Annotated in this window: 23 protein-coding genes and 2 tRNA genes; 16 read left to right on the forward strand and 9 right to left on the reverse strand. The window is 54.3% G+C overall.

The annotated features are described in order from the left end of the window. Positions 1-20: 20 nt before the first annotated feature. Together purN and purM are read right to left on the reverse strand one after the other, a co-directional pair. On the reverse strand, positions 21-764 hold the full coding sequence (gene purN, locus NH344_RS03885; protein WP_044628316.1) for a phosphoribosylglycinamide formyltransferase: 744 nt from the start codon (positions 762-764) through the stop codon (positions 21-23). Continuing rightward, positions 761-1,840 carry a phosphoribosylformylglycinamidine cyclo-ligase gene (purM, locus tag NH344_RS03890; RefSeq protein WP_044628315.1) on the reverse strand — a complete coding sequence of 360 codons (1,080 nt, stop codon included), beginning with the start codon at positions 1,838-1,840 and terminating at the stop codon, positions 761-763. The genes purN and purM overlap by 4 nt, the downstream gene beginning before the upstream one ends. Positions 1,841-2,039: 199 nt before the next feature. Between purM and NH344_RS03895 the strand changes: the two genes are divergently transcribed. Together NH344_RS03895 and hda are read left to right on the forward strand one after the other, a co-directional pair. Continuing rightward, on the forward strand, positions 2,040-3,152 hold the full coding sequence (locus NH344_RS03895) for an AI-2E family transporter (protein WP_044628314.1): 1,113 nt from the start codon (positions 2,040-2,042) through the stop codon (positions 3,150-3,152). Beyond that, the gene (hda, locus tag NH344_RS03900; protein ID WP_044628313.1) at positions 3,149-3,853 is read left to right on the forward strand and encodes a DnaA regulatory inactivator Hda; all 705 of its coding nucleotides are present in this window, start codon (positions 3,149-3,151) and stop codon (positions 3,851-3,853) included. The genes NH344_RS03895 and hda overlap by 4 nt, the downstream gene beginning before the upstream one ends. A gap of 80 nt (positions 3,854-3,933) precedes the next feature. Here the strand turns inward: hda and NH344_RS03905 are convergent, their stop codons facing one another. Beyond that, entirely contained in the window at positions 3,934-4,308 is a 375-nt protein-coding gene (locus tag NH344_RS03905) for a phasin family protein (protein ID WP_044628312.1), read from the reverse strand. Between the two features lie 309 nt (positions 4,309-4,617). Between NH344_RS03905 and NH344_RS03910 the strand changes: the two genes are divergently transcribed. Next, entirely contained in the window at positions 4,618-5,994 is a 1,377-nt protein-coding gene (locus tag NH344_RS03910) for a class II fumarate hydratase (protein WP_044628311.1), read from the forward strand. A gap of 37 nt (positions 5,995-6,031) precedes the next feature. Here NH344_RS03910 and NH344_RS03915 read toward each other — a convergent pair whose 3' ends face one another. Next, entirely contained in the window at positions 6,032-7,102 is a 1,071-nt protein-coding gene (locus tag NH344_RS03915) for an endonuclease/exonuclease/phosphatase family protein (RefSeq protein WP_044628310.1), read from the reverse strand. 182 nt (positions 7,103-7,284) lie between these two features. Between NH344_RS03915 and NH344_RS03920 the strand changes: the two genes are divergently transcribed. Further along, positions 7,285-7,361, forward strand: a tRNA-Val gene (locus NH344_RS03920). A gap of 22 nt (positions 7,362-7,383) precedes the next feature. Next, a tRNA-Val gene (locus NH344_RS03925) sits at positions 7,384-7,460 on the forward strand. An 80-nt stretch (positions 7,461-7,540) separates the two neighbouring features. Here NH344_RS03925 and NH344_RS03930 read toward each other — a convergent pair. From NH344_RS03930 to NH344_RS03945, 4 genes are all read right to left on the reverse strand, one after another. Further along, positions 7,541-8,011, reverse strand: a complete 471-nt coding sequence (locus NH344_RS03930; RefSeq protein WP_044628309.1) for a GAF domain-containing protein — start codon at positions 8,009-8,011, stop codon at positions 7,541-7,543. Between the two features lie 93 nt (positions 8,012-8,104). After that, complete coding sequence (locus NH344_RS03935; protein ID WP_253027564.1) at positions 8,105-8,899, reverse strand: MetQ/NlpA family ABC transporter substrate-binding protein; 795 nt, start codon at positions 8,897-8,899, stop codon at positions 8,105-8,107. 113 nt (positions 8,900-9,012) lie between these two features. After that, positions 9,013-9,666: a methionine ABC transporter permease gene (locus NH344_RS03940; RefSeq protein ID WP_044628308.1), complete on the reverse strand. Its 654-nt coding sequence runs from the start codon at positions 9,664-9,666 to the stop codon at positions 9,013-9,015. After that, positions 9,647-10,690, reverse strand: coding sequence for a methionine ABC transporter ATP-binding protein (locus NH344_RS03945; protein ID WP_089675302.1), 1,044 nt, complete (start codon positions 10,688-10,690; stop codon positions 9,647-9,649). Before NH344_RS03945 ends, NH344_RS03940 begins: the two co-directional genes overlap by 20 nt. A gap of 460 nt (positions 10,691-11,150) precedes the next feature. On the opposite strand from NH344_RS03945, the gene NH344_RS03950 reads away from it, so the two are divergent. The 10 genes from NH344_RS03950 to moaE all read left to right on the forward strand — a co-directional run bounded on the left by NH344_RS03950 (position 11,151) and on the right by moaE (position 18,939). Then, the gene (locus tag NH344_RS03950; RefSeq protein WP_054640843.1) at positions 11,151-11,777 is read left to right on the forward strand and encodes a riboflavin synthase; all 627 of its coding nucleotides are present in this window, start codon (positions 11,151-11,153) and stop codon (positions 11,775-11,777) included. Positions 11,778-11,974: 197 nt separating this feature from the next. Further along, on the forward strand, positions 11,975-13,273 hold the full coding sequence (locus NH344_RS03955; protein ID WP_044628304.1) for an NCS2 family permease: 1,299 nt from the start codon (positions 11,975-11,977) through the stop codon (positions 13,271-13,273). 34 nt (positions 13,274-13,307) lie between these two features. After that, positions 13,308-13,853, forward strand: a complete 546-nt coding sequence (locus NH344_RS03960) for an adenine phosphoribosyltransferase (protein ID WP_044628303.1) — start codon at positions 13,308-13,310, stop codon at positions 13,851-13,853. A gap of 6 nt (positions 13,854-13,859) precedes the next feature. After that, positions 13,860-14,339 carry a xanthine phosphoribosyltransferase gene (gpt, locus tag NH344_RS03965; protein ID WP_044628302.1) on the forward strand — a complete coding sequence of 160 codons (480 nt, stop codon included), beginning with the start codon at positions 13,860-13,862 and terminating at the stop codon, positions 14,337-14,339. Position 14,340: 1 nt separating this feature from the next. Further along, entirely contained in the window at positions 14,341-15,024 is a 684-nt protein-coding gene (gene ung, locus NH344_RS03970; RefSeq protein WP_058578092.1) for a uracil-DNA glycosylase, read from the forward strand. A 97-nt stretch (positions 15,025-15,121) separates the two neighbouring features. Further along, on the forward strand, positions 15,122-15,751 hold the full coding sequence (upp, locus tag NH344_RS03975) for a uracil phosphoribosyltransferase (RefSeq protein WP_044628300.1): 630 nt from the start codon (positions 15,122-15,124) through the stop codon (positions 15,749-15,751). 88 nt (positions 15,752-15,839) lie between these two features. Then, positions 15,840-17,069, forward strand: coding sequence for a uracil-xanthine permease family protein (locus NH344_RS03980; RefSeq protein ID WP_235252944.1), 1,230 nt, complete (start codon positions 15,840-15,842; stop codon positions 17,067-17,069). 22 nt (positions 17,070-17,091) lie between these two features. After that, entirely contained in the window at positions 17,092-17,640 is a 549-nt protein-coding gene (gene mobB, locus NH344_RS03985) for a molybdopterin-guanine dinucleotide biosynthesis protein B (RefSeq protein ID WP_044628298.1), read from the forward strand. A gap of 18 nt (positions 17,641-17,658) precedes the next feature. Then, complete coding sequence (moaC, locus tag NH344_RS03990) at positions 17,659-18,459, forward strand: cyclic pyranopterin monophosphate synthase MoaC (RefSeq protein WP_062360390.1); 801 nt, start codon at positions 17,659-17,661, stop codon at positions 18,457-18,459. Between the two features lie 3 nt (positions 18,460-18,462). Beyond that, positions 18,463-18,939: a molybdopterin synthase catalytic subunit MoaE gene (moaE, locus tag NH344_RS03995; RefSeq protein WP_074210515.1), complete on the forward strand. Its 477-nt coding sequence runs from the start codon at positions 18,463-18,465 to the stop codon at positions 18,937-18,939. A 9-nt stretch (positions 18,940-18,948) separates the two neighbouring features. On the opposite strand, the gene NH344_RS04000 is transcribed toward moaE, so the two are convergent. Then, positions 18,949-20,550 (reverse strand): ribonuclease J, encoded by a 1,602-nt coding sequence (locus tag NH344_RS04000; RefSeq protein ID WP_062360388.1) that lies wholly within the window; start codon positions 20,548-20,550, stop codon positions 18,949-18,951. A 274-nt stretch (positions 20,551-20,824) separates the two neighbouring features. Between NH344_RS04000 and purU the strand changes: the two genes are divergently transcribed. Continuing rightward, the gene (purU, locus tag NH344_RS04005; protein WP_044628295.1) at positions 20,825-21,679 is read left to right on the forward strand and encodes a formyltetrahydrofolate deformylase; all 855 of its coding nucleotides are present in this window, start codon (positions 20,825-20,827) and stop codon (positions 21,677-21,679) included. Positions 21,680-21,685: the final 6 nt, after the last annotated feature.

Below are 21,685 nucleotides of genomic sequence, written 5' to 3' on the forward strand. Positions count from 1 at the left end.
ACGGCGGCTCTTCTGAGAAATTAGGCGTCGTCGATCTCTTCATCCAGCTCTTCAGCGGCATCCGCATGGGAGAGGCGCATGCCGTACGGCGGAAGCGGGTGGCCGTCCATGGTGGCACCCTCTGCGTTGTACTGCAGGCGTCCTTCCAGGAACCACTGCACCGCAATCGGGAAGATCAGGTGCTCGCGCGCGTGGACTTTCTCCTTTAGCGTCTCCACCGTGTCATCTGGGTTAACCTGCAGCTCCGCTTGCAGCACAACGGGACCGCCATCGAGCTCTTCAGTGACAAAGTGTACGCTGCAGCCGTGGTGCGAGGCGCCATCAGCTAATGCGCGTGCATGGGTGTTCAAGCCCTGGTAAGCCGGCAGCAGTGAGGGGTGAATATTAAGCATCCGCCCCAAGAAACGCTGTACAAAACGCGGTGTTAGAATGCGCATAAAGCCCGCTAGAACGATAACGTCTGGCTCGTGGCGTTCTATTACCTTGATCAGCGCGCCATCGTAAGCATCGCGGCTATCATATTCACGATGGGGAAGTACTACCGCTTCGATGCCAGCTTCATGGGCACGTTTCAAGCCATAGGCATCGGGCTCGTTGGAGATCACTGCAACGATCTCACCGCCCAAGCGGTCATGCTGCTGAGCATCAATGAGCGCCTGTAGATTACTGCCGCTGCCAGAGATCAGTACCACCACGCGGCGTGCGCCCACAGGATCAGGCGTCATGCCGTTTAGGGTGTCGCTGCTGTAGTCGGTGCTGCTCATGCGTTGTGGCTCGCTTGGGCGTGGTCGAGTACGACCGCCTCGTCCTGGCGATGAATAATCTGACCGATTTGATAAACGGTCTCGCCCTGGGCCTCAAGGTGCGCTTTAGCGTTCGCTGCCTGATCTGCGGGCACCACGATGACCATACCAATACCGCAGTTCAGTACGCGGTGCATTTCGGTTTCGTTGACGTTGCCTTTGGCCTGCAGCCAGTTGAACACTTCAGGGCGCTGCCAGCTGGTGAGATCAATGTGCGCTGCCAGGGTGTCTGGTAGAACGCGGGGGATATTTTCCAGCAGGCCGCCGCCAGTAATGTGCGAAAGGGCATGTACGGGGATGTCGGTGCCGCGCATCATGGAGAGCAGTGATTTTACATAGATGCGCGTAGGGGCCATCAAGGCATCGCCTAGTGGCTTGCCGTCAACGGTTTCTTCCAGGGAAGCATTGCTGACTTCAAGAATTTTACGAATCAGCGAGTAGCCATTGGAGTGGGGGCCAGAGGAGGCCAGACCGAGCAGCACATCGCCTTCGGCCACCTTGCTGCCGTCGAGAATCTCTGACTTTTCTACGACGCCAACGCAGAAGCCGGCCAGGTCGTAGTCGCTGCCTTCGTACATGCCGGGCATTTCTGCGGTTTCACCACCTACCAGTGCACAGCCTGCTAGCTCGCAGCCAGCGCCAATACCGGTCACTACGTCGGCAGCAATATCCACATCTAGTTTGCCCGTGGCATAGTAGTCCAGGAAAAGTAGCGGCTCGGCACCCGCCACGATCAAGTCATTCACACACATGGCTACCAGGTCGATGCCGATAGTGTCATGCTTGCCAAGATCCATTGCCAGACGCAGTTTAGTGCCCACCCCGTCTGTGCCTGAGACGAGTACCGGCTGTTTATAACCCGCGGGCAGCTCGCACAATGCGCCGAAACCGCCAAGGCCACCCATCACTTCAGGGCGTGATGTGCGCTTGGCAACGTGCTTGATACGATCAACAAGGGCGTTGCCGGCATCAATATCGACGCCTGCGTCTTTGTAGCTGAGAGAGGGAGTAGCCTGGGAGGGAGAGGTCTCGGTCATGACAGGTCCTGTGAAGCCTATGCAAAGCTGCAATGCGATTGTGCTGGCAAGTAGCCAGTGCCGGAGCAATAACGGGGTGCGATTGTATCACTCAGCGACGTAAGTCGCATCGATGTGACGTGTTATCAGGTGCGCTGCGGGCAACTTTTGTTACTATTCAAGCATTACTGCTGACCGTATATCCAGGAAGGAGCGTGGAATGAGAAACTCAAGGTGGGGAATTGCGCTACTTGTCGCTCTGGTTGGCACGGTTTACTTTCTCGATGCAGTACTGATGCCCTTTATTGCTGGGTTGATATTGGCGTACTTGGCCGACCCATTGACCAATTATTTCCAACGCCTGGGAATGAAGCGTGTTTGGGCAGTCAGCAGCGTGTTTTTAGTCCTGATGATTGTTCTGGCGCTGAGCTTACTTATTCTTATTCCGCTGGTGGTACAACAGATTAAGCAACTGGGCGAAGCGCTCCCGGGCGTGCTTAACTGGATTGAAGGCGTATTGGCTCCACAGGTGCAAGAGTGGACGGGCTATGACCTCGCCTCCGAGCTGAGCAATGTACGTGAAACGCTGGTTGAAAACTGGCGTGATGCGGGTAGTTACGTTGCCCAGGCGTTAGGCCAGATTGGCCGCTCGGGTATGGCGTTTGTCTCTTGGGTCACCTATGTAGCGCTGATTCCTGTGGTGACGTTTTATTTGCTGCTGGATTGGGAGCGCATGCTTAACAATATGGCGAATCTAGTACCTCGCCAGTGGGTGGACGATACGTTTCGCTTGGCACGTCGCTGTGATGAGGTATTAGCCTCGTTTTTACGCGGTCAACTGCTGGTCATGCTTTGCTTGGGTATTATCTACGCAGTGGGTTTAACCCTGTTGGGGCTTAACTTTGGCCTGCTGATTGGCGTGCTCTCTGGGCTAGTGAGCATCGTGCCGTTTTTAGGTTTTATCGTCGGGCTAGTAATTGCTCTGGTGGTGGCACTGTTTCAGTTTGATACGTGGTGGGCGCTATTAGGCGTCATTGCCGTGTTTGGTCTGGGGCAAGTGGCTGAAAGCGTGGTGCTGCAGCCGAAGCTATTAGGCGATAAGATTGGCCTGCATCCGGTAGCAGTTATTTTTGCCGTACTGGCGGGTGGGCATCTCTTTGGTTTAACTGGGGTGTTGTTAGCGCTTCCGGCGGCGGCGGTGATTATGGTGCTGCTGCGAGAAGTAAAAGATCGTTATAAAAATAGTGCGCTGTATGATGCACGGTCAGAACCATTAGAACAGCAAACACAGCATGATGAGCTGGGTCGCGACGACAAAAGGGAGTCATCATGAGCCGAGTACCGGCACAGCTACCGCTTGGGGTAGGGCTGCGTGACGATGCTACGTTTAATAATTACTACGCATCCAGTGCCAATGCTTCGTTGGTAGACCACTTAAGCCATCAGCTAATGCCTGGCTCAGAGCCGTTTCTTTATCTATGGGGCGCGCCGGGCAGTGGCCGTAGCCATCTTTTGCAAGCGGCCTGCCATGCGGCCTCTGATCAAGACAAACGAGCGCTCTATTTACCTCTGGCTGATTTAGGTCATTTCCCCCCGCTGATGCTAGAGGATATTGAGCGTCTTGATTTAGTCGCGATTGATGACCTTGAGTATGTGATAGGCCGTAAGCGCTGGGAGGAAGCGCTATTTCACGCCTTCAATCGCTTACGGGATGCGGGCAAAGCATTACTGATTGCCGCCAATAAGCCTCCACGCCACTTGGAAGTAGCCCTACCGGATTTGGCATCGCGTCTTGCCTGGGGGGTAACGTTTCATCTACATCCTATGGATGATAGTGACCGCTTGGCCGCCTTAAAGCTGCGTGCGAATGTCCGCGGGATGCAACTACCGGATGACGTTGGGCGCTACATTATGCATCGTGGCCCAAGGGAGCTAGGGGAGCTGTGTCGAGCGCTGGAAACGTTGGATCAAGCGTCACTCTCTGCGAAACGCAAACTCACCATTCCTTTCGTGAAATCCGCGCTTAATTGGTAAAACGCCCCTGCCAGAGAACTGGCAAGGGCGTCATCTAGCCGCTTTTAAGTTGCTGAATCGCTTTCGCGATCAGTTCAGCATTAGGCAGTTTTGCTCATTTTGCTGGCAGTCGCTTGTGCCTGCTTAACGTTATCTTCCGTCAGCTTTTGGCTCTTCTGCAAGAAGTCCTGCTGCAGTGATACCACTTTGTCTGCATCACCTTTGACGCGCTCAGCCAACTCTTTGGCTACTTTCTGCTGGCCTTCCATGTAGCTGCGCAGGCCCTCAGCGTCTTTAACGCTCATCAGCTGGCGCATTTGTGCAATGCCAGTATCAACATAGGCTTTGTTAGCGTCTAGCTGAGCGTTTAGCAGTTTTTCAGAATAGTCGATGCTGAGGCTCATGTAGGCACGTGCCGGAGCCATAAACAGGTTATCGAACTGCTGAGTCATTTCATTGGTGTTAAAGGTACGCATAATCAACACTCCTGTGCCATTGCTAAGGTCTGTGGGCTGCTAAGCTAAACCCAAGACGATTCGTTTATCAGCGACGGCGAGCTAAGGAATGCACCGTTACTGATCTGGGTTATCTTGCATTGCAGCATAGCAGGCGGTTTTGTGCGGTGCAACAATTCGGGTGCGGGCAAAATAAACCTTGAAAACGCGCCCAGCCAGCTTGGTGGTTTACCAAACCGTGCGGGGTGGCTAGGCTGAAGCGTAGAGAGAATCGTTATCAATGAAGTGGTGTTAGTTCAAATGCCGCTGATGACTTAACAGGAGTGTGGAATGGATACGCGTATTGAACGAGATAGCATGGGAGAGCTTGAGGTACCGGCAAGGGCGCTTTACGGTGCCCAAACCCAGCGTGCCATTAATAATTTTCCCGTCTCAGGCACGCCCATGCCGGTGGCATTTGTGCATGCCGTGGCACGCATTAAGCTAGCGGCTGCTCGTAGCAATCACCAGCTAGGACTATTAGATGCCGAGCGCGCGCAGGCTATCGAAAAAGCCGCACAAGCGGTGATTGATGGCCAGCATGACGACCATTTCCCCATTGACGTTTTCCAGACTGGCTCGGGCACCTCCACCAATATGAACGTGAATGAGGTGCTGGCGACGTTGGCTAGCCGTGAAGGAGTCGAGGTGGCGCCTAACGATCACGTTAATATGGGCCAATCCAGTAACGATGTGATCCCGACGGCGATCCACCTCTCCGCCGCTATCGCCGTGAATGAGTCACTGAAGCCTGCATTAGTCGCGCTACAAGCGACCATTGATCGCCGTGCTGACGAACTCAGCCATGTCGTTAAAACCGGTCGCACCCATTTGATGGACGCTATGCCTTTGCGGATGGATCAAGAGTTAGGGGCGTGGTCTAGCCAGGTGGGGCAAGCCATTGAGCGCTTTGACAGTGCGGTGGTGCGGTTATGCCGCCTTGCCCAGGGTGGAACTGCAGTGGGTACGGGGATTAACGCGCCGGAGGGCTTTGCTGACTTAATGGCGAAAGAACTGAGCCAACAAACGGGCCTCTCTTTTGTTCCTAACGATAGCTTTTTTGCCAGCTTGGCTTCGCAAGACGCTGCGGTGGAATTATCCGGCCAGCTGAAAGGCTTCGCCTGCGTGGTGATGAAGATCGCCAACGACCTACGTTGGATGAACTCGGGGCCGCTGGCCGGGCTGGGTGAAATTGAGCTTGAGGCGCTGCAGCCGGGTAGCTCTATTATGCCGGGCAAAGTCAACCCGGTGATTCCCGAGTCGGCAGCACAGGCGGCGGCGCAGGTGATGGGGTTAGATACGGCGATCACAGTGGCGGGGCAGAGCGGCAATTTCCAGCTTAACGTTATGCTGCCGCTGGTGGCGTTTAATCTGCTCACGTCAATTACTCTGATGAGTAATACCGCCAAGCTGTTGGCTGAGCGTGCTATCGCAACTTTCAAAGTGCGTGAAGATAACCTGCAGGTGCCGCTGGCGCGTAACCCGATTTTGGTGACCGCGCTGAACAGTGTGATTGGCTACAACGCGGCCGCCGCGATTGCTAAAAAGGCATATCAAGGAGGACGGCCGATTATCGATGTCGCGGAAGAGGAAACGGACCTGGACCGCGCCACCCTAGAGCGCCTGCTTGATCCCACTGTATTAACGCAAGGCGGTCTGCCCGAGTAACCTATTCCATCCTACGCCTAGCGATTGGGCAAAACGGTTAAGTTTGCTGCGTCTCCGTTTTGCCCTTTTCAATGGTTTCGCTGGCTTCCTGGTGCTCTTCTTGACTGGCTTCTGGTGTTTCATGCTCGTTCTGGCGAGTAGGGCGATAGCAGAGTGTGGCCAGAATAGGGAAATGGTCAGACCCAAAGGCATCTAAGCGCTGCATGCTGTCCAGCGTAAAGTGTTCACTGACAAAGACGTGATCTAACGGCCAGCGCAGGACCGGGTAGTTAGCGTGAAACGTGCTGAACATGCCCCGGCCACGACGAGGGTCAAGCATGCCGCTGATGCGGCAGAAGCGTCGGGTAGTGCGCGACCAAGCAACATCGTTTAGATCGCCTGCGACCAGAGTGGCAGAAGGGTGGCGATGAATTTCCTTACCAACTAACAGTAGTTCAGCATCGCGCCAGAGCGACTTCTCGCTTTCACTGGGTGCTGGCGGACGCGGGTGAAGAGCATATAGGCGGATTCGGTCGCCGCTTTCCAGCGTGACATAGGTATGGATAGAGGGGATGTCATCCTGAATCAGCCACTTTACCTCGGTCTCGCTGAGGGTTAGTCGCGAGTACATATGCATGCCGTAAAGATTATCGAGCGGAATTTTGACGCTATTAGGCCACTTATCCTCTAACGCTTGATCTAGTTGATCCTGCCACCACTGGTCTGACTCCAGCGTTAGCACAATATCGGGCTGGTATTGCTCAATCATACTGAGCAGTTTATCCGCCTGGCGATTCGGAGTAAGCACATTGGCGATCAGCAGGGTGATTTTTTGATTGCTTGGCGCCTCATGGGTCGATTTCACTTGAACGGGCCAGAGACGCGTCCAAGGGATGATGTAACGCAGCTGTATCAGCAGGGTAAGCAGCGATAAGCCTGTCGATGCCATTCGCCATTTACCTGGCTCCAGCAGCATCCAGCTTGCTAGCGCACATACCCCAGCGAGTAAGGCAATCTGCAGGCGTGGAAACTCAAAACTGCGTATCCACCACCAGCGCAATCTTATGCGAGCAATTAACGTGGAAAGTAGCAGTAAAACGGCGATGCATCCTAGCAAAGGCCCTAGCAAAACCTACCTCCTTATTTCACGGGCGATCAGTATTAATCTATGTCCAGCTTAGTCCTTAGGTTTGATAAGTGCCGACATTATTCATAGAAACAGCGATAAGGTACTCGTTGGTAAGGGTGTGAAGAATAAAAACTACTTGCAATTCAGCTATGAAGCCGTAGAATACGCATCCGTTGCACAGTAGGACCATAGCTCAGTTGGTTAGAGCGCCACGTTGACATCGTGGAGGTCGGCGGTTCAAATCCGCCTGGTCCTACCATTTCATGTGTGCACACTTTTCTAGGACCATAGCTCAGTTGGTTAGAGCGCCACGTTGACATCGTGGAGGTCGGCGGTTCAAATCCGCCTGGTCCTACCAAATTTCAAAAGCCCCGCTCAATGAGCGGGGCTTTTTTGTACGTGCTGACTTTCCCGGCCTTGAATCAAAACGGCCTTGAATCAAAGGAAGCGGGGTAGGTCTGTCTGGCGCATGAACGTAGCAACAAGCGCCTCGATGCCGGCTTGGTCTTCTTGGCTAAAGCGCGCATGTTGCGGGCTGTCGATATCCAGCACGCCCCAGACGAAACCATCGGTCACGATAGGAACCACCAGTTCAGAGTTCGAGTTTGCATCACAGGCGATATGATCAGCAACGGCGTGCACATCGTCGACTCTTTGGGTGGCTTGCTCGCGTGCTGCTGCGCCACATACCCCTTTGCTAAACGGGATGGGGTGGCAGGCAGGCTTGCCCTGGAAAGGGCCTAGGCAGAGCACCTGCGCTTCGCGCTGAAGATAAAAACCGACCCAGTTCAGCTCGCTGAGCTCCTGCTGAATAAACGCGCAGGTTTGGGCGCTGTTGGTCAGCCAGTCGCGGGTATCCAGCAAAGCCTCTAACTGGCGGTTTAACAGCGTGTAATCGGTTGTCGACATACCGTCTCCTTTGGTGAAAACGCATCAGGCCAGCCTCTCGGCTGGCCTGATAGTACTAGCTTAAGATCGTGCTTGAATGAGCGGTGGGGAAGATTACTCTTCAATCCAGCCCGGTACTGCTGCGCCTTTGAACAGCTCTTCGGCTTTTTCAATGACTTCGTCACGCTGGTAGGCGTCTACTAGTTGACGAATCTCTTCGCGCTCTTCATCGCCACTGCGCACGGCAATCAGGTTCACATAAGGAGACTCTGGGCCTTCTTTGATCAGCGCGTCGTCAAGGCTTAAGCCGGCCGGCTGGGCAAAGGTGTTGTTGATGAAGGCCATGTCTACGTCAGGCAGTACGCGGGGCAGCTGCGCCGCTTCGATTTCACGGAAGCGGAAGTTACGCGGGTTTTCGGCGATATCGATCGGCGTGGCTTCCAGGAACGTCGGATCGTTGAGCGTGATCAGGCCTTCGTTGTGCATTAGGATAAGCGCACGCCCTTCGTTGGAGGGGTCGTTGGGCAGCGCGATTTGTGCGCCGTCCGGCAGCTCATCAATGCTGTCGTACTTTTCAGAGTAAGCGCCGATGGGATACACGAAGGTGTAACCGGCAATGGCAAAGTCGTAGCCGCGGTCATTCACCATCGCCTGCATGTAGGGCTCGTGCTGGTAAGCGTTGGCATCCAGGCTGCCATCGGCCAGTGCGGCATTCGGCGTTACGTAGTCAGTGAACTCGATGATTTCGACGTTCAGCTCGTACTCTTCTTTGGCAATGCGAGCGGCGACTTCCATCACTTCGGTTTCAGGACCAGCTACGGTGCCCATTTTAATGGTACGGGTTTCCGCATTGGCAACGTTGATGGCAAGTGCAAGCGCGGTCAGGCTGCCGATAATGACTTTTTGCATGGCGTTACTCCAGTGTCGTTATGCATCGTGGTGCAATGATGAGGGAATAAGAAACGCAAGTCTAATGCGTTTTTGTTATATTTAGCTATGTCGATGAAAGGCGCTGGCTATGACTATTTACGGTCGCTTTTGCGCACTAAATAGTCGCCTAGGCTTTGGAACCCTTGTACCAGCACCACTAGAATCACCACAGTGATTAGCATAATGGTTGGGTTGAAGCGGTTGTAGCCATAGCGAATGCCAAGGTCGCCAAGGCCGCCGCCGCCTACTGCGCCTGCCATGGCTGAGTAGCTCACCAGAGTGACGAGCGTAATGGTGAGGCCAGTAATAATGCCGCCGCGAGCTTCGGGAATCAGCACCTTGGTAATAATTTGCCAAGGCGTCGCACCCATGGATTGTGCCGATTCAATTAACCCTGGAGAAATCTCGTTGAGCGCGCCTTCAATGAGGCGAGCCACAAACGGAATTGCTGCAATGGTCAGCGGTACGGAGGCGGCGTTGATGCCGATAGACGTACCTACCAGCATGCGGGTGAAGGGGATGATGGCCACCATCAAAATGATGAAGGGAATTGAGCGGCCAATATTGGTAATGATACCCAACACTTGGTTAAGCACCGGCATCGCCAGAATTTGCCGCGGGCGGGTGACATAAAGCATTACGCCCAGCGGCAGGCCAAGCAGTGTGGCGATGACGCCGGACACTGCCACCATATAAAGGGTATCCAGCGTGGCCTGTAAAATAAGATCAAACATTGCGCTGGACATGGCCGAGTACCTCCACCTGTAGTTGATGCGCTGCTAAATAGGACATGGCTTGCTGGGTTTGCTCATGGCTGCCCAGTAGTTCGGCAATCATTAGGCCAAGCGTGCGGTCCTGAATGGACTCGACTTTGGCCTGCAAAATGCTGACATCGACGCTGCACTCACGCGCCAAGCGAGAAATGAGCGGCGTGGAGACAGCATCGCCTGAGAAAGTCAGCCGCACCACCGGATGTGTATGTTCGCTGGGGCTCTCTTCCAGGCGTTCCAAAAGCTCTTTAGGAGGACTGAGCTGTAGAAAGTCGTTCAAAAAGTCGCGGCCAAGCTGGGTGGCTGGCGCAGTAAAGAAGTCGCCGACTTCCGCGTCTTCTACCAGCTTGCCGTCAGAGATCAGGCTTACCCGATGGCAAATCGATTTCACCACTTCCATTTCGTGGGTAATCAGCAGAATGGTAATCCCCAACTGATGGTTGATATCCCTGAGGAGTTCAAGGATTGAACTGGTCGTTTGCGGGTCGAGGGCTGAAGTCGCTTCGTCGCATAGCAGCACGTTGGGCTTGCTGGCCAGGGCGCGGGCAATGGCCACGCGCTGTTTTTGGCCGCCGGAAAGCTGGGCAGGGTACTGCTTCGCTTTATCGGCTAAGCCCACCATCTCCAATAGCGGTAAAACACGATTTTTGATAGTGCTGCGCTTTTCGCCCATCAGCTCCAGGGGAAGGGCGACATTATCAAACACGGTCCGCGTGGTGAGCAGGTTAAAGTGCTGAAAAATCATACCAATACGATGGCGAGCATGGTTGAGCTCACGACGGCGTAGACCGGTCATTTCTTGACCATCCACCAAAACGCTACCGCTAGTGGGGCGTTCTAGCAGATTGACGCAGCGAATGAGCGTCGATTTGCCCGCACCGGACAGACCAATCACGCCGTGTATCGTGCCTTTGGGAATCGTTAAATTAACATTCTGAAGAGCATGGACGGCGCTGTCGCCGCTGCCATAGGTTTTACTAACGTTGCTAAGTTCAATCATAGCGTCTGCCTTAATGGTAGGCCGAAGACGGAGTGCGAGGGGGCAAGCGTAGGGCGGGGAACAAAAAAAGGCCACCCTTGCGGGTGGCCATCAATGCTGGACACACCCTTTTAGCTGCACTTCACCCCGCCAAAGGCCAGGTGGACGCCCGCAATCTGGGTACAAATCGGCGTCATTACATTTGCGGCGAAAGTCTAAAGAGTGGCGAATGGGTTGTCAATTAAATCCGTTCTATTTCATGTTTTTAAGTTCATATACAGGTTTATTTTCCTTTTTATTGGTCATGTTTGGTTTTTATTGCTGTTTTGGGGTGATTGAGCTGCTTGCTAACAGCAAAAAGCCATGATCAATAGACGTCTGCTAACCACTGGCTGCACAAGGTTGGGTCATTAGTAGTAAGCTTGCGCGAGTTTTTATGGTCTATGCCATCCTACTAACCTGAGATTGAAAGGAAGGGCCAATGTTTACTGGCATTGTTCAAGGTATCGCAGAGGTCGTTGAGGTGCATGAACTAGAGGAGTTCCGCACCCATGTGGTTGCTCTGCCAGAGAGTATGCGTAGCGGGTTAGAGATTGGTGCATCAGTGGCACATAACGGCGTTTGCCTGACGGTAACGGCGATAGATGGTGAGCGCGTTAGCTTTGACCTGATGCGCGAAACACTGAGATTGACCAATCTTGGTGCAATTACGCCAGGCCAATGCGTCAATATAGAGCGCGCAGCTCGTTTTGGGGATGAAATTGGCGGGCACTCCATGTCAGGCCACATTATTTGTATGGCGAAGGTAGTAGCTATTGAAGAAGCTCCTAATAACCGTCGGCTCTGGTTTGCGTTGCCTGATAAAGCGGCCAAGTTTGTGTTTGAAAAAGGCTATATTGGTGTCGACGGTATCAGCCTCACCGTTGGCGATGTACGCCCATCTGCCGATGGGGTAGGGGTGGAGTTCAGTGTTAATCTCATCCCTGAAACATTGTCACGCACGATGTTAGGTAGCCGTTTGATGAATGACTGGGTCAATATTGAAATTGACCCGCAGACTCAAGTGATTGTTGAGACGGTGGAGCGGGTTCTGGCGAGCCGCCAATAGTGGAAAATCTTGGCTCTTTGTTGACCAATCGGTTAGCTCATGGCCTGAAGTTTGCTAATAAATTAGGTATGAGGCTTCTCCTCAACTTAGCTAGCCGCACTTGAGGTGCTCGCATCGCGTGGTGCCTTTCGGTAGTATGTGCGGCTTTTCTCGCATCAAGGGACGCATTCAGCGTAAGCGCGAAGGATAAAAACTAAATGAAATCACTGGACAACTACTTCAAGCTCACAGAGCAGAAGACCAATGTAAAAACGGAAGTGATCGCTGGGATTACAACGTTTCTTACCATGGCGTATATCATCTTCGTTAACCCAAGCATTCTCTCGGAAGCGGGAATGGATTACGGCGCTGTGTTCGTAGCCACCTGTTTGGCCGCGGCGATTGGCTGTTTCGTGATGGGCCTATGGGCCAATTATCCGATCGCTCAAGCGCCGGGTATGGGGTTGAATGCCTTCTTTACCTACGGCGTGGTGCTCGGTATGGGCTACACCTGGGAAGCGGCGTTAGGGGCCGTCTTCTTCTCTGGTTTGACCTTTTTCCTGCTGAGTATTTTTAAAATTCGCGAATGGATCATTAATTCTATTCCGCTGTCGCTGCGATTGGGCATTGCGGCGGGTATCGGTCTGTTCCTGGCGATGATCGCCCTGAAGAATGCGGGCATCGTGGTGTCCAACCCGGCGACCTATGTGGCGCTGGGCGACCTGTCCCAGCCGCCGGCCATTTACGCCTTGTTGGGCTTTTTCGTGATTACCGCGCTGGCCTACCTGCGCGTGACCGGTGCGGTGATGATCGGTATTCTGGGGGTGACCGTCATGGCCATGGTGCTGGGCCACAACCAGTATGGCGGGATCATGTCCATGCCGCCTTCCATCGCGCCGACGTTCATGGCCATGGATCTGATGGGTGCGCTGGACGTGGCCATGTTGAGCGTGATTTTTGCGTTCCTGTTCGTGGACCTGTTCGATACCTCGGGTACGCTGGTGGGCGTGGCACACCGTGGCAAGCTGCTGGACAAGGATGGCAAGCTGCCGCGCATTGGTCGTGCCATGATGGCCGATAGCACGGCGTCCATGGCCGGTGCTGCGCTGGGTACTTCCACCACGACCAGTTACATCGAGTCGACAGCGGGCATTGCCTCGGGCGGCCGTACCGGTCTGACGGCGGTGGTTGTTGGCATACTGTTTTTGATCAGCCTGTTCTTTGCGCCGCTGGCGGGTTCCATTCCGGCCTATGCCACGGCGGGCGCTCTGCTGTACGTGGCGGTGTTGATGGCGGGTAGCCTGGCGCATGCCAACTGGGAAGACCCCACAGACGCCGCGCCGGTGCTGATCGCTGCGCTGGCCATGCCGCTGACCTTCTCGATTGCCGAGGGTATTGCCCTGGGCTTTATCAGCTACGTTGCCATCAAGACCCTGTCAGGTCGATTCAGCGACCTGAATCCGGCAGTGGTCGTGCTGGCGCTGCTGTTTGCAGCAAAGTTCCTGTTCCTGGGCTAACTGCCCGCATTTTGACTAATCAATGAGAGACGCGATGAGCATCTACGGCGATTACATTAAGTCCGTTATTCGCACGGTTCCTGACTGGCCAGAGCAAGGAGTGAACTTCCGTGACATCACTCCGCTGCTGCAAAACAGCGCTGCCTTTCGCAAGCTGATCGATAGCTTCGTGCACCGCTACCAGGAGATGAACCTGGATGCCATCGCGGCGATTGACGCCCGTGGCTTTATTATCGGTGCGCCGCTGGCGTATGAGTTGGGCTGCAGCTTTGTGCCGGTGCGCAAAAAAGGCAAGCTTCCGTTTAAAACTATCAGCGAAACCTACACGCTGGAGTATGGCCATTCAGAAGTAGAGCTGCATGCTGATGCGTTCCAGGAAGGCGACCGGATCCTGTTAATGGACGACTTGATTGCCACTGGTGGCACGATGCTGGCAGCCGCGAATTTGATTCAGCGCTGCGGTGGGCAGGTGGTGGAAACAGCCACTATCATTGATCTGCCTGAGCTGGGTGGTTCTCAGAAAATTCGCGATGCGGGCTATAGCGTATTCGCGGTCTGTTCCTTTAACGAAGACGAGTAATTCCCCATGAGCAGCGAACGCTACCATCAACATTTCACCGTCTCTTGGGACCAAATTCACCGCGACGTGCGCCAACTTTGCCATCTTTTAATCGAACGTGATTTTAAGGGCATTGTGGCGATTACTCGCGGCGGCTTGATTCCGGCTGCGCTGATTGCTCGCGAACTGAATATCCGTTTGATTGATACCGTGTGCATCAAAAGTTACGACCATATGGATCAAGGTGGTCTGGATATTATGAAAGGGGTGGATCACGACGGTGACGGCTGGCTGCTGGTTGATGACCTCGTCGATACGGGAAAAACGGCACGCGCCGTACGCGAAATGCTCCCAAAAGCGCACTTTGTCACGATTTACGCTAAGCCAGAGGGTCGCCCTTTGGTGGATCAATACCTGACCGAAGTGGCTCAGCAGTGCTGGATTCAGTTCCCTTGGGATATGGGCATTGCCTACGTAGAGCCTCTCGCTGACCAAATGAAAAAGTAATATGGCTAACCCGCTACCCGAAGACTGGAGCCAGTGGCTGGGGCAGGATTTTCAGGCTGACTATATGTCCGCCCTGAAAGCATTTTTGGCCGCAGAGAAAGCGGCTAAGAAAGTGATCTACCCTCACTCCTCAAACTGGTTTCGCGCCTTTGAATTAACGCCGCTCTCCTCGGTGAAAGTGGTAATTCTAGGGCAGGATCCTTACCACGGGCCTAATCAGGCCCATGGGCTCTGTTTTTCGGTACAGCCGGGCGTGCAAGTGCCGCCGTCGCTGGTCAATATCTACAAAGAGTTGGCAAGCGATGTCGGTTTTACCCCAGTGCGTCATGGCTTTTTAGAGTCGTGGGCGAAGCAGGGGGTGCTGCTGCTGAACACAGCGCTTACCGTTGAGCAGGGCAACGCCGCGTCGCATCGGGGAAAAGGTTGGGAGCATTTTACCGACCGGGCTATTGAAACCGTGAGTCAGCATGCAGAGCCCTGCGCCTTTCTGCTGTGGGGGAGTCATGCTCGCCAGAAAAAAGCGCTCATCGATACCTCTCGCCATTTGGTACTTGAGTCACCACACCCGTCTCCCCTGTCGGCGCACCGTGGTTTCTTTGGTAATCACCACTTTTCGCGGGCGAATCAATTCTTGCAGGAGCAAGGGCGGACGCCAATTGAGTGGCAATTGCCCGAAACCCCTTAACCTGATGGTCAGTTGCGGGTAGAATGGCGCGCAATTTTGTAAGCATGTCGATGCGACCTAGGTCGCCATCCTGAATCCCCTGCAGTGAGGAAGCCCCATGAGTGTCTACGCCATTAACCATCCGCTTGTTCAACATAAGCTGGGATTGATGCGCGAAGCTGATTTGAGCACTAAGAGCTTTCGTGAACTGGCAGGTGAAGTGGCTAAGCTTTTGACCTATGAAGCAACCAAAGGTCTGGAGCTGGAAGACCATGAGATTCAGGGCTGGAACGGCGAGCCCATTGCGACCCGTCGTTTGAAAGGTAAGAAAGTCACTATCGTGCCGATCCTGCGTGCCGGGCTAGGCATGTTGGAGGGCGTAACGGATTTAATCCCTAGCGCACGGGTAAGCGTTGTTGGTCTTTACCGGGATGAAGAGACGCTTCAACCGGTACCTTACTTCGCTAAATTCGCCAACGACATCGAAGAGCGCATGGCGATTGTGATTGATCCGATGCTGGCGACTGGTGGTTCGATGGTGGCCACGCTGGATATGCTGCGTGAGCGTGGCTGTGAACATATGAAAGTGATTGTCTTAGTTGCTGCCCCTGAAGGGATTAAACGGGTGCAAGATGCTTATCCTGATGTAGAGATTTACACGGCGTCGGTAGATGACCGACTCGATGAGAATGGCTACATTGTCCCCGGCTTGGGAGATGCCGGCGATAAGATTTTCGGAACGCGTTAAGCGCTCCGCCTCAAAAGGCCCCTTACGCTTCGCGTTGGGGGCATTTTTTTGTCTCCGTTACTAATAACCGACCCCCAGGAGTGGTGTGATGACAAACAGTGCTGGTCAAGAGTCGTGGCCTAAAATGCTGCTTACCGGCGCGCAAATGCTGTTCGTGGCCTTTGGTGCGCTTGTGTTGGTTCCGCTATTAACCGGGCTAGACCCCAGCGTGGCGCTCTTTACCGCCGGGATTGGCACGCTGGTGTTTCATGGCGTGACCAAACAAACGGTGCCGGTGTTTCTAGCTTCTTCCTTTGCATTTATTGCTCCTATTCAAGGCTCAATCGCCAGTTTTGGCGTTTCTGCCACGCTGGGCGGCCTGATGGCCGCGGGACTTGTCTATGTTGCCATTTCCCAGGCGGTGCGCTTGAAGGGCACCGCCTGGTTGCATCGTTTGCTGCCTGCTGTCGTGGTGGGCCCAGTGATTATGGTGATCGGCTTAGCGCTAGCGCCAGTCGCGGTCAGTATGGCAACCGGTGAAATCAGCGATAATATTAGCTATGGGCAAGCTATTTTTCTCTCCATGGCCAGTCTGTTAGTAACCTTATTGCTTGCGGTGCTTGGCCGTGGGCTGCTGCGTTTAGTGCCGATTATAGGCGGCATTGCAACGGGGTATGCGTTGGCGCTGATTATGGGGGTGGTTGATTTTACTCCGGTGCGTGAAGCGGCTTGGCTCTCTATCCCCAACTTTACCGCGCCGAGTTTTCACTGGGCGGCCATCCTGTTTATGATTCCAGTGGCCATCGCTCCCGCCGTTGAGCATATTGGCGATATGGTGGCGATTGGCTCGGTGACACGTAAAAACTATCTTGAAAAACCTGGCTTGCACCGCACGTTACTGGGCGATGGCTTGGCAACGACGGCAGCAGCCCTGTTCGGTGGGCCGCCTAACACGACCTATTCAGAAGTTACCGGTGCTGTGACGCTAACCAAGGCATTCAATCCAAAATATATGATTGTGGCTGCCGTTATTGCCATCATCCTTGCCTTTGTTGGCAAATTGGGGGCGCTGCTGCAGACAATTCCTGGGCCGGTCATGGGTGGGATTATGACGCTGCTATTCGGCTCTATTGCCGTAGTGGGGATGAATACCCTGGTGCGCGCAGGTCAGTCGCTTACTGCGGCGCGTAACCTAGTGGTGGTGTCACTTATTTTGGTGTTTGGTATCGGTGGTATGCAGTTTGGTGGCGGGCAATTCACTTTGCAGGGCGTAAGCTTAGCCGCTTTGGTAGGCATTGCGTTAAACTGGTTATTGCCCGCAGAAAAAGAGGATGAGTAACCCGTGGCGCGAATGGTGACTTATGAGTGATGCCCTACGATGCTCGTTTCCCGTATTAGGGGTGGCAGCCTGGAGTGGGACCGGTAAAACCACGCTGCTAGAGCAGCTGTTACCTCTACTGCGTGAAAAGGGCCTTTCGGTAGCGGTGATTAAACATGCCCACCACCAGTTTGATGTGGACCAGCCGGGTAAAGACAGCTACAAGCTGCGTAGCGCCGGGGCCACTCCTATGCTGATTGCATCGCGCCAACGTTTTGCACTGATGCAGGAGACGCCAGGGCAGGAGGAGCCTAATTTAGCCTATTTGCTTACCCTAATGGCACCGCATCACCCAGATCTGGTGATTGTGGAAGGCTTCAAAGCATGGCCTATTCCCAAGCTGGTGCTTTACCGAGACGGAATAGGCGATCCGGCTATTTTATGCGATGAGTGGGTGCAGGCGGCTGCGCTTACTGCTGAGCCGCCGGTGGCTCTTAGGCCATCGGTGGCCCGCTTGGATTTAAATAATTGTGAAGAGATTGCTCGCTGGGTAAGTGAGTGGGCCGACCAACAACGCCGCACTCTGGCTTGATGATGAAAAGGTGACACCATGCAGTTAACCCACCTGAACGCGCACGGCGAAGCGAATATGGTTGATGTCGGCGATAAGCGCGAGACCCGTCGTGAGGCTGTTGCCTCTGGGCGAATCGTGATGCAGCCCAATACTCTGCAGCTATTAAGCGATGGGGCGCTGCCCAAAGGGGATGTACTCGCAACAGCGCGTATTGCGGGTATTCAAGCAGCGAAGCGAACTCATGAACTGATTCCGCTCTGCCACTCGCTGGCGCTCTCCAAAGTAGCGGTGGATTTCGATATTGACCATGCAAATGGCTGGGTGAATGTATCGGCCATGTGTCGCTTGAACGGGCGCACGGGCGTCGAGATGGAAGCGTTGACGGCCGTTTCGGTTGCTTGCCTGACGCTTTACGATATGTGTAAAGCCGTTGATAAAGAGATGCGCATTGAAGCTGTGCAGCTCGACAGCAAGCGAGGCGGATTGCGTGGTGACTATCAGCGGGAGCGTGAGATGGTCACGCCTATTGTCACCGGTGAAGGCGCAGTGGGAGAGGTAAGCTTAGGTGAGCGCTGTGCCTCGCCCTGTGTGCGCGTCAAGTTTTTGGCAGAGCTGCGTGAGCGGGTCGGTGAGAGTGATCTGGCCATTGGGCTTGATAAGCTGCCAAGTCGCGATGTGGCCGGGCTAAAAGCTGCGCTTAGTGCCCAGGATGCACGCTTTTCCGTGCTGGCTGATCAGCGCACTCTATGTGCCATTAACCAAGTGATGGCAAATGATAGCGCTCGTATCACTGATGATGACGAAGTGGCCTTTTTTCCACCGGTAACGGGAGGCTAAGCCGTGTCTGTTAGCGAGCCGACATTGCCAGACATCGCGGTAGAAGTGCAGTCCGCTCCGTTTTCAATGGCGTACGGCTATGAGAGCGCGCTGCGCCAGCGCACCGACATTGGTGCGATTGTGACGTTCACCGGGTTAGTGCGAGATTTTAACGAGACGCCCGACGTAACGGGGTTAACCCTTGAGCACTATCCAGGAATGACTGAGCGCACCTTAACGCAAATTGCTGAGCAAGCCTGGCAGCGCTGGGCGCTGCAGGCGGTGCGTGTTATTCATCGGGTGGGCGACTTATCCCCGGGCGACCCTATCGTTAGAGTGCTGGTGGCAAGCGCACACCGCCGCGATGCGTTTGAGGCCTGCGATTTCATTATGGATTATTTAAAAACCCAGGCGCCGTTTTGGAAGAAAGAGCACTCCAAGCAGGGGGCGTACTGGGTTAAAGAGCGCCACACCGATCAGCAGGATGCTGAACGCTGGTAACACCTGTGTTTAAGGCTCGTCGTTTAACTCTTCGATGGTCGGCATTTCAGCGGCCATGATCTGCAGGTGCACGTCTGGCATATGTTGCAAGTGGTTAGCCAGCCAGTGCACCAGCCTTGGCTGCAGCGCATGGCGCAAATCAGCCAAGGTGTCTGCCTCAATCTCTTCTAGCTGCTCATCCAGCCACTCGCTGAAGCTATCTTCATCCATAGGGCTTGCGCCGTTGGCGTCAAGCATCAGACGACCAATACGACACCATCCCGTTTCTGTTGCTGCTACCGGTAGCGCTAGAAACAGACTGCCACGACGGGTAGTGGGATGGCTGCTCTCAAGGCCAGGGTGAGGCACGACGCTATTTTGGTTAACAATGCAAGGCGGCTGTGGGTAGCGCGTTTCGCAGCGCAGCCCTTGGTGGTCAAGCACAATCATATCGCCATTCACCGGTGCTAACGGCGCTCTGATACCTAGCTCCTCAGCAAGCGCTTGGTGCGCCTCCTGATGGCGCGCTTCACCATGTACCGGCAGTAGCATTTTGGGCCTAACCCACTGGTAGAGCTTTTTCAGCTCTTCCTGAGCGGGGTGGCCGGTGGCATGAAGCTCGGGGTGGTTCATTTCGTCGAACAGCGTGACACCGAGTTGCAATAAACGTTTTTTAAGCTGCTCGATAGGGCGCTCATTGCCTGGAATTGTTTTGGCGGAAAAAATCACGCTATCGCCGGGTTCCAAGTCCACAAAGGGGTGTCGACGCTGCGCTAAACGCTGCAAGGCAGCGCGAGGCTCGCCTTGGCTACCGGTGGCAATAATCACGACCTCCTCCGGTGGTAGATAGCCCAAATCATGGGGTGGCACCAGGGGGGGGAAGTTATCCAGATAACCAAGGCCTCTAGCAACACTGACCATGCGCTCCATTGAGCGGCCCATCAAACTAACGCGACGGCCACACGCTTGGGCCGCTAAGCCAATGGCCAGTACGCGCGCTAGGTTGCTAGCAAAACAGGACACTACCACGCGGCCTTTACACGCTTTCAATGTGGTGGAAAGCGCCTTGGCAACATCCCCCTCGCTGCCCGACTGCCCTGGCATTGGCGCATTGGTCGAGTCACCTACCAGAAGATCCACCGGCGCCAGTGCTCTAAACTGGGCAGCGTTCACGGGGGCGCCAATCAGTGGGTTGGGGTCGAGTTTCCAGTCGCCGGTGTGCAGTATGCGGTAATCACCCGCCTGCATCATGATGGAGCAGCTTTCGGGGATGGAGTGGGTAACACTCAAGTAGCGCAGTGTAAATGGCCCGCTCTCCACCGCATCGCCTGGTTCAATCACTTCAATGGAGGCGCTGCTGAGCTGGTGTTCGGCGAATTTGTAACGCAATAGCCCTGCTGCGAGAGGAGTGGCAAAGATAGGGCAACCCCATTTGGGCCATAGCCACGCCACCGCACCAATATGATCTTCATGACCATGGGTGATAAACAGCGCCTTAGGTGTGATCTTCAGTGCCTCTAGGGTATCGGTATTAGGTACTTGCAGCGGCGAGTTGGGCAGGTCTTGGCGAATCATCATGCCGCAATCTACGGCGATCCACTGGTCGTCGTATCCATACAGCGTAAGATTCATTCCAATTTCACCACATCCACCTAGCGGGAGTAGGCGCAGGGGCGGGCGACGACGAGGACGAAGTTGAACGCGGGATGGATGCATCAGTTATGAAAAGCCTAGAAAGTAATTCCTTAACTATACGGGAAGCGGGGGGCGGGTAACAATCATCGCGGCACCTGACCACGGTGCTTCCTCATCGTGCTTACGGTACACTACCGCCGCTAATGTGGTTTACCTGCTGGTAGGCAGGTGCTTGGCGAGCGTGCCGTTAAATACGTTAAGAGTGTTTGTTATGTCTCATTACTATCGTTTAGTTGTTTCCTGCCCAGATCAAGTGGGCATCGTGGCGCGTGTCTCAAGTTTCATTGCTCAACAAGGTGGCTCAATTACCGAAGCCAGCCAGCACTCTGACTTAGAGACTGGCCGCTTTTTTATGCGTTACGAGATTCTGGCGGATTCTCTGGGTATGTCGGCGGAAGCACTGCGCACGTCGTTTGAGCCGGTGGCGGCTGAGTTTGATATGCAGTGGTCGCTGGTGGATACCCAAAAGCGCCGCCGTGTGGTGTTGATGGTGTCTCGGGAATCCCACTGCTTGGTGGACCTTCTCTACCGCTGGCAGGCAGGTGAGTTGGATTGCGATATTGTCGGCGTTATCTCTAATCACGATGATATGCGCTCGCTGACTGAATGGTATGGCATCCCTTATCATCATGTACCAGTTGACCCGGCTAATAAACAAACGGCTTTTGAACAGGTGCAGGAGCAGATTGATGCTGCCCGCGCTGACTGCATAGTGCTAGCACGCTATATGCAAATTCTGCCGCCTTCGCTTTGCGAACGGTATGCAGGGCGCGTGATTAACATTCATCACAGCTTCTTGCCTTCCTTTGCGGGTGCCAAGCCGTATCATCAAGCCTATGAGCGGGGCGTGAAACTGATTGGGGCAACTTGCCACTATGTGACAGAAGAGCTGGATGCAGGCCCCATAATTGAGCAGGACATTCACCGGGTCAGCCACTGTCACACGCCTACTGATTTGGTACGTTTTGGTCGCGATGTGGAAAAAGCGGTATTGGCGCGGGGGCTGCGTTGGCACCTAGAAGATCGCGTGCTAATTCACGGCAACAAAACGGTCGTTTTTAGCTAATCGGCA

Origin of the sequence: Halomonas sp. Ps84H-12 (genome assembly GCF_024124725.1) — a bacterium.
GTDB lineage: Bacteria > Pseudomonadota > Gammaproteobacteria > Pseudomonadales > Halomonadaceae > Vreelandella > Vreelandella aquamarina.

Bases quoted from the DNA above. Each gene is read 5' to 3' on its own strand.
- purN (WP_044628316.1), bottom strand. From the start codon at position 764: ATGAGCAGCACCGACTACAGCAGCGACACCCTAAACGGCATGACGCCT.
- purM (WP_044628315.1), bottom strand. From the start codon at position 1,840: ATGACCGAGACCTCTCCCTCCCAGGCTACTCCCTCTCTCAGCTACAAA.
- NH344_RS03895 (WP_044628314.1), top strand. From the start codon at position 2,040: ATGAGAAACTCAAGGTGGGGAATTGCGCTACTTGTCGCTCTGGTTGGC.
- hda (WP_044628313.1), top strand. From the start codon at position 3,149: ATGAGCCGAGTACCGGCACAGCTACCGCTTGGGGTAGGGCTGCGTGAC.
- NH344_RS03905 (WP_044628312.1), bottom strand. From the start codon at position 4,308: ATGCGTACCTTTAACACCAATGAAATGACTCAGCAGTTCGATAACCTG.
- NH344_RS03910 (WP_044628311.1), top strand. From the start codon at position 4,618: ATGGATACGCGTATTGAACGAGATAGCATGGGAGAGCTTGAGGTACCG.
- NH344_RS03930 (WP_044628309.1), bottom strand. From the start codon at position 8,011: ATGTCGACAACCGATTACACGCTGTTAAACCGCCAGTTAGAGGCTTTG.
- NH344_RS03935 (WP_253027564.1), bottom strand. From the start codon at position 8,899: ATGCAAAAAGTCATTATCGGCAGCCTGACCGCGCTTGCACTTGCCATC.
- NH344_RS03940 (WP_044628308.1), bottom strand. From the start codon at position 9,666: ATGTCCAGCGCAATGTTTGATCTTATTTTACAGGCCACGCTGGATACC.
- NH344_RS03945 (WP_089675302.1), bottom strand. From the start codon at position 10,690: ATGATTGAACTTAGCAACGTTAGTAAAACCTATGGCAGCGGCGACAGC.
- NH344_RS03950 (WP_054640843.1), top strand. From the start codon at position 11,151: ATGTTTACTGGCATTGTTCAAGGTATCGCAGAGGTCGTTGAGGTGCAT.
- NH344_RS03955 (WP_044628304.1), top strand. From the start codon at position 11,975: ATGAAATCACTGGACAACTACTTCAAGCTCACAGAGCAGAAGACCAAT.
- NH344_RS03960 (WP_044628303.1), top strand. From the start codon at position 13,308: ATGAGCATCTACGGCGATTACATTAAGTCCGTTATTCGCACGGTTCCT.
- gpt (WP_044628302.1), top strand. From the start codon at position 13,860: ATGAGCAGCGAACGCTACCATCAACATTTCACCGTCTCTTGGGACCAA.
- ung (WP_058578092.1), top strand. From the start codon at position 14,341: ATGGCTAACCCGCTACCCGAAGACTGGAGCCAGTGGCTGGGGCAGGAT.
- upp (WP_044628300.1), top strand. From the start codon at position 15,122: ATGAGTGTCTACGCCATTAACCATCCGCTTGTTCAACATAAGCTGGGA.
- NH344_RS03980 (WP_235252944.1), top strand. From the start codon at position 15,840: ATGACAAACAGTGCTGGTCAAGAGTCGTGGCCTAAAATGCTGCTTACC.
- mobB (WP_044628298.1), top strand. From the start codon at position 17,092: ATGAGTGATGCCCTACGATGCTCGTTTCCCGTATTAGGGGTGGCAGCC.
- moaC (WP_062360390.1), top strand. From the start codon at position 17,659: ATGCAGTTAACCCACCTGAACGCGCACGGCGAAGCGAATATGGTTGAT.
- NH344_RS04000 (WP_062360388.1), bottom strand. From the start codon at position 20,550: ATGAATCTTACGCTGTATGGATACGACGACCAGTGGATCGCCGTAGAT.
- purU (WP_044628295.1), top strand. From the start codon at position 20,825: ATGTCTCATTACTATCGTTTAGTTGTTTCCTGCCCAGATCAAGTGGGC.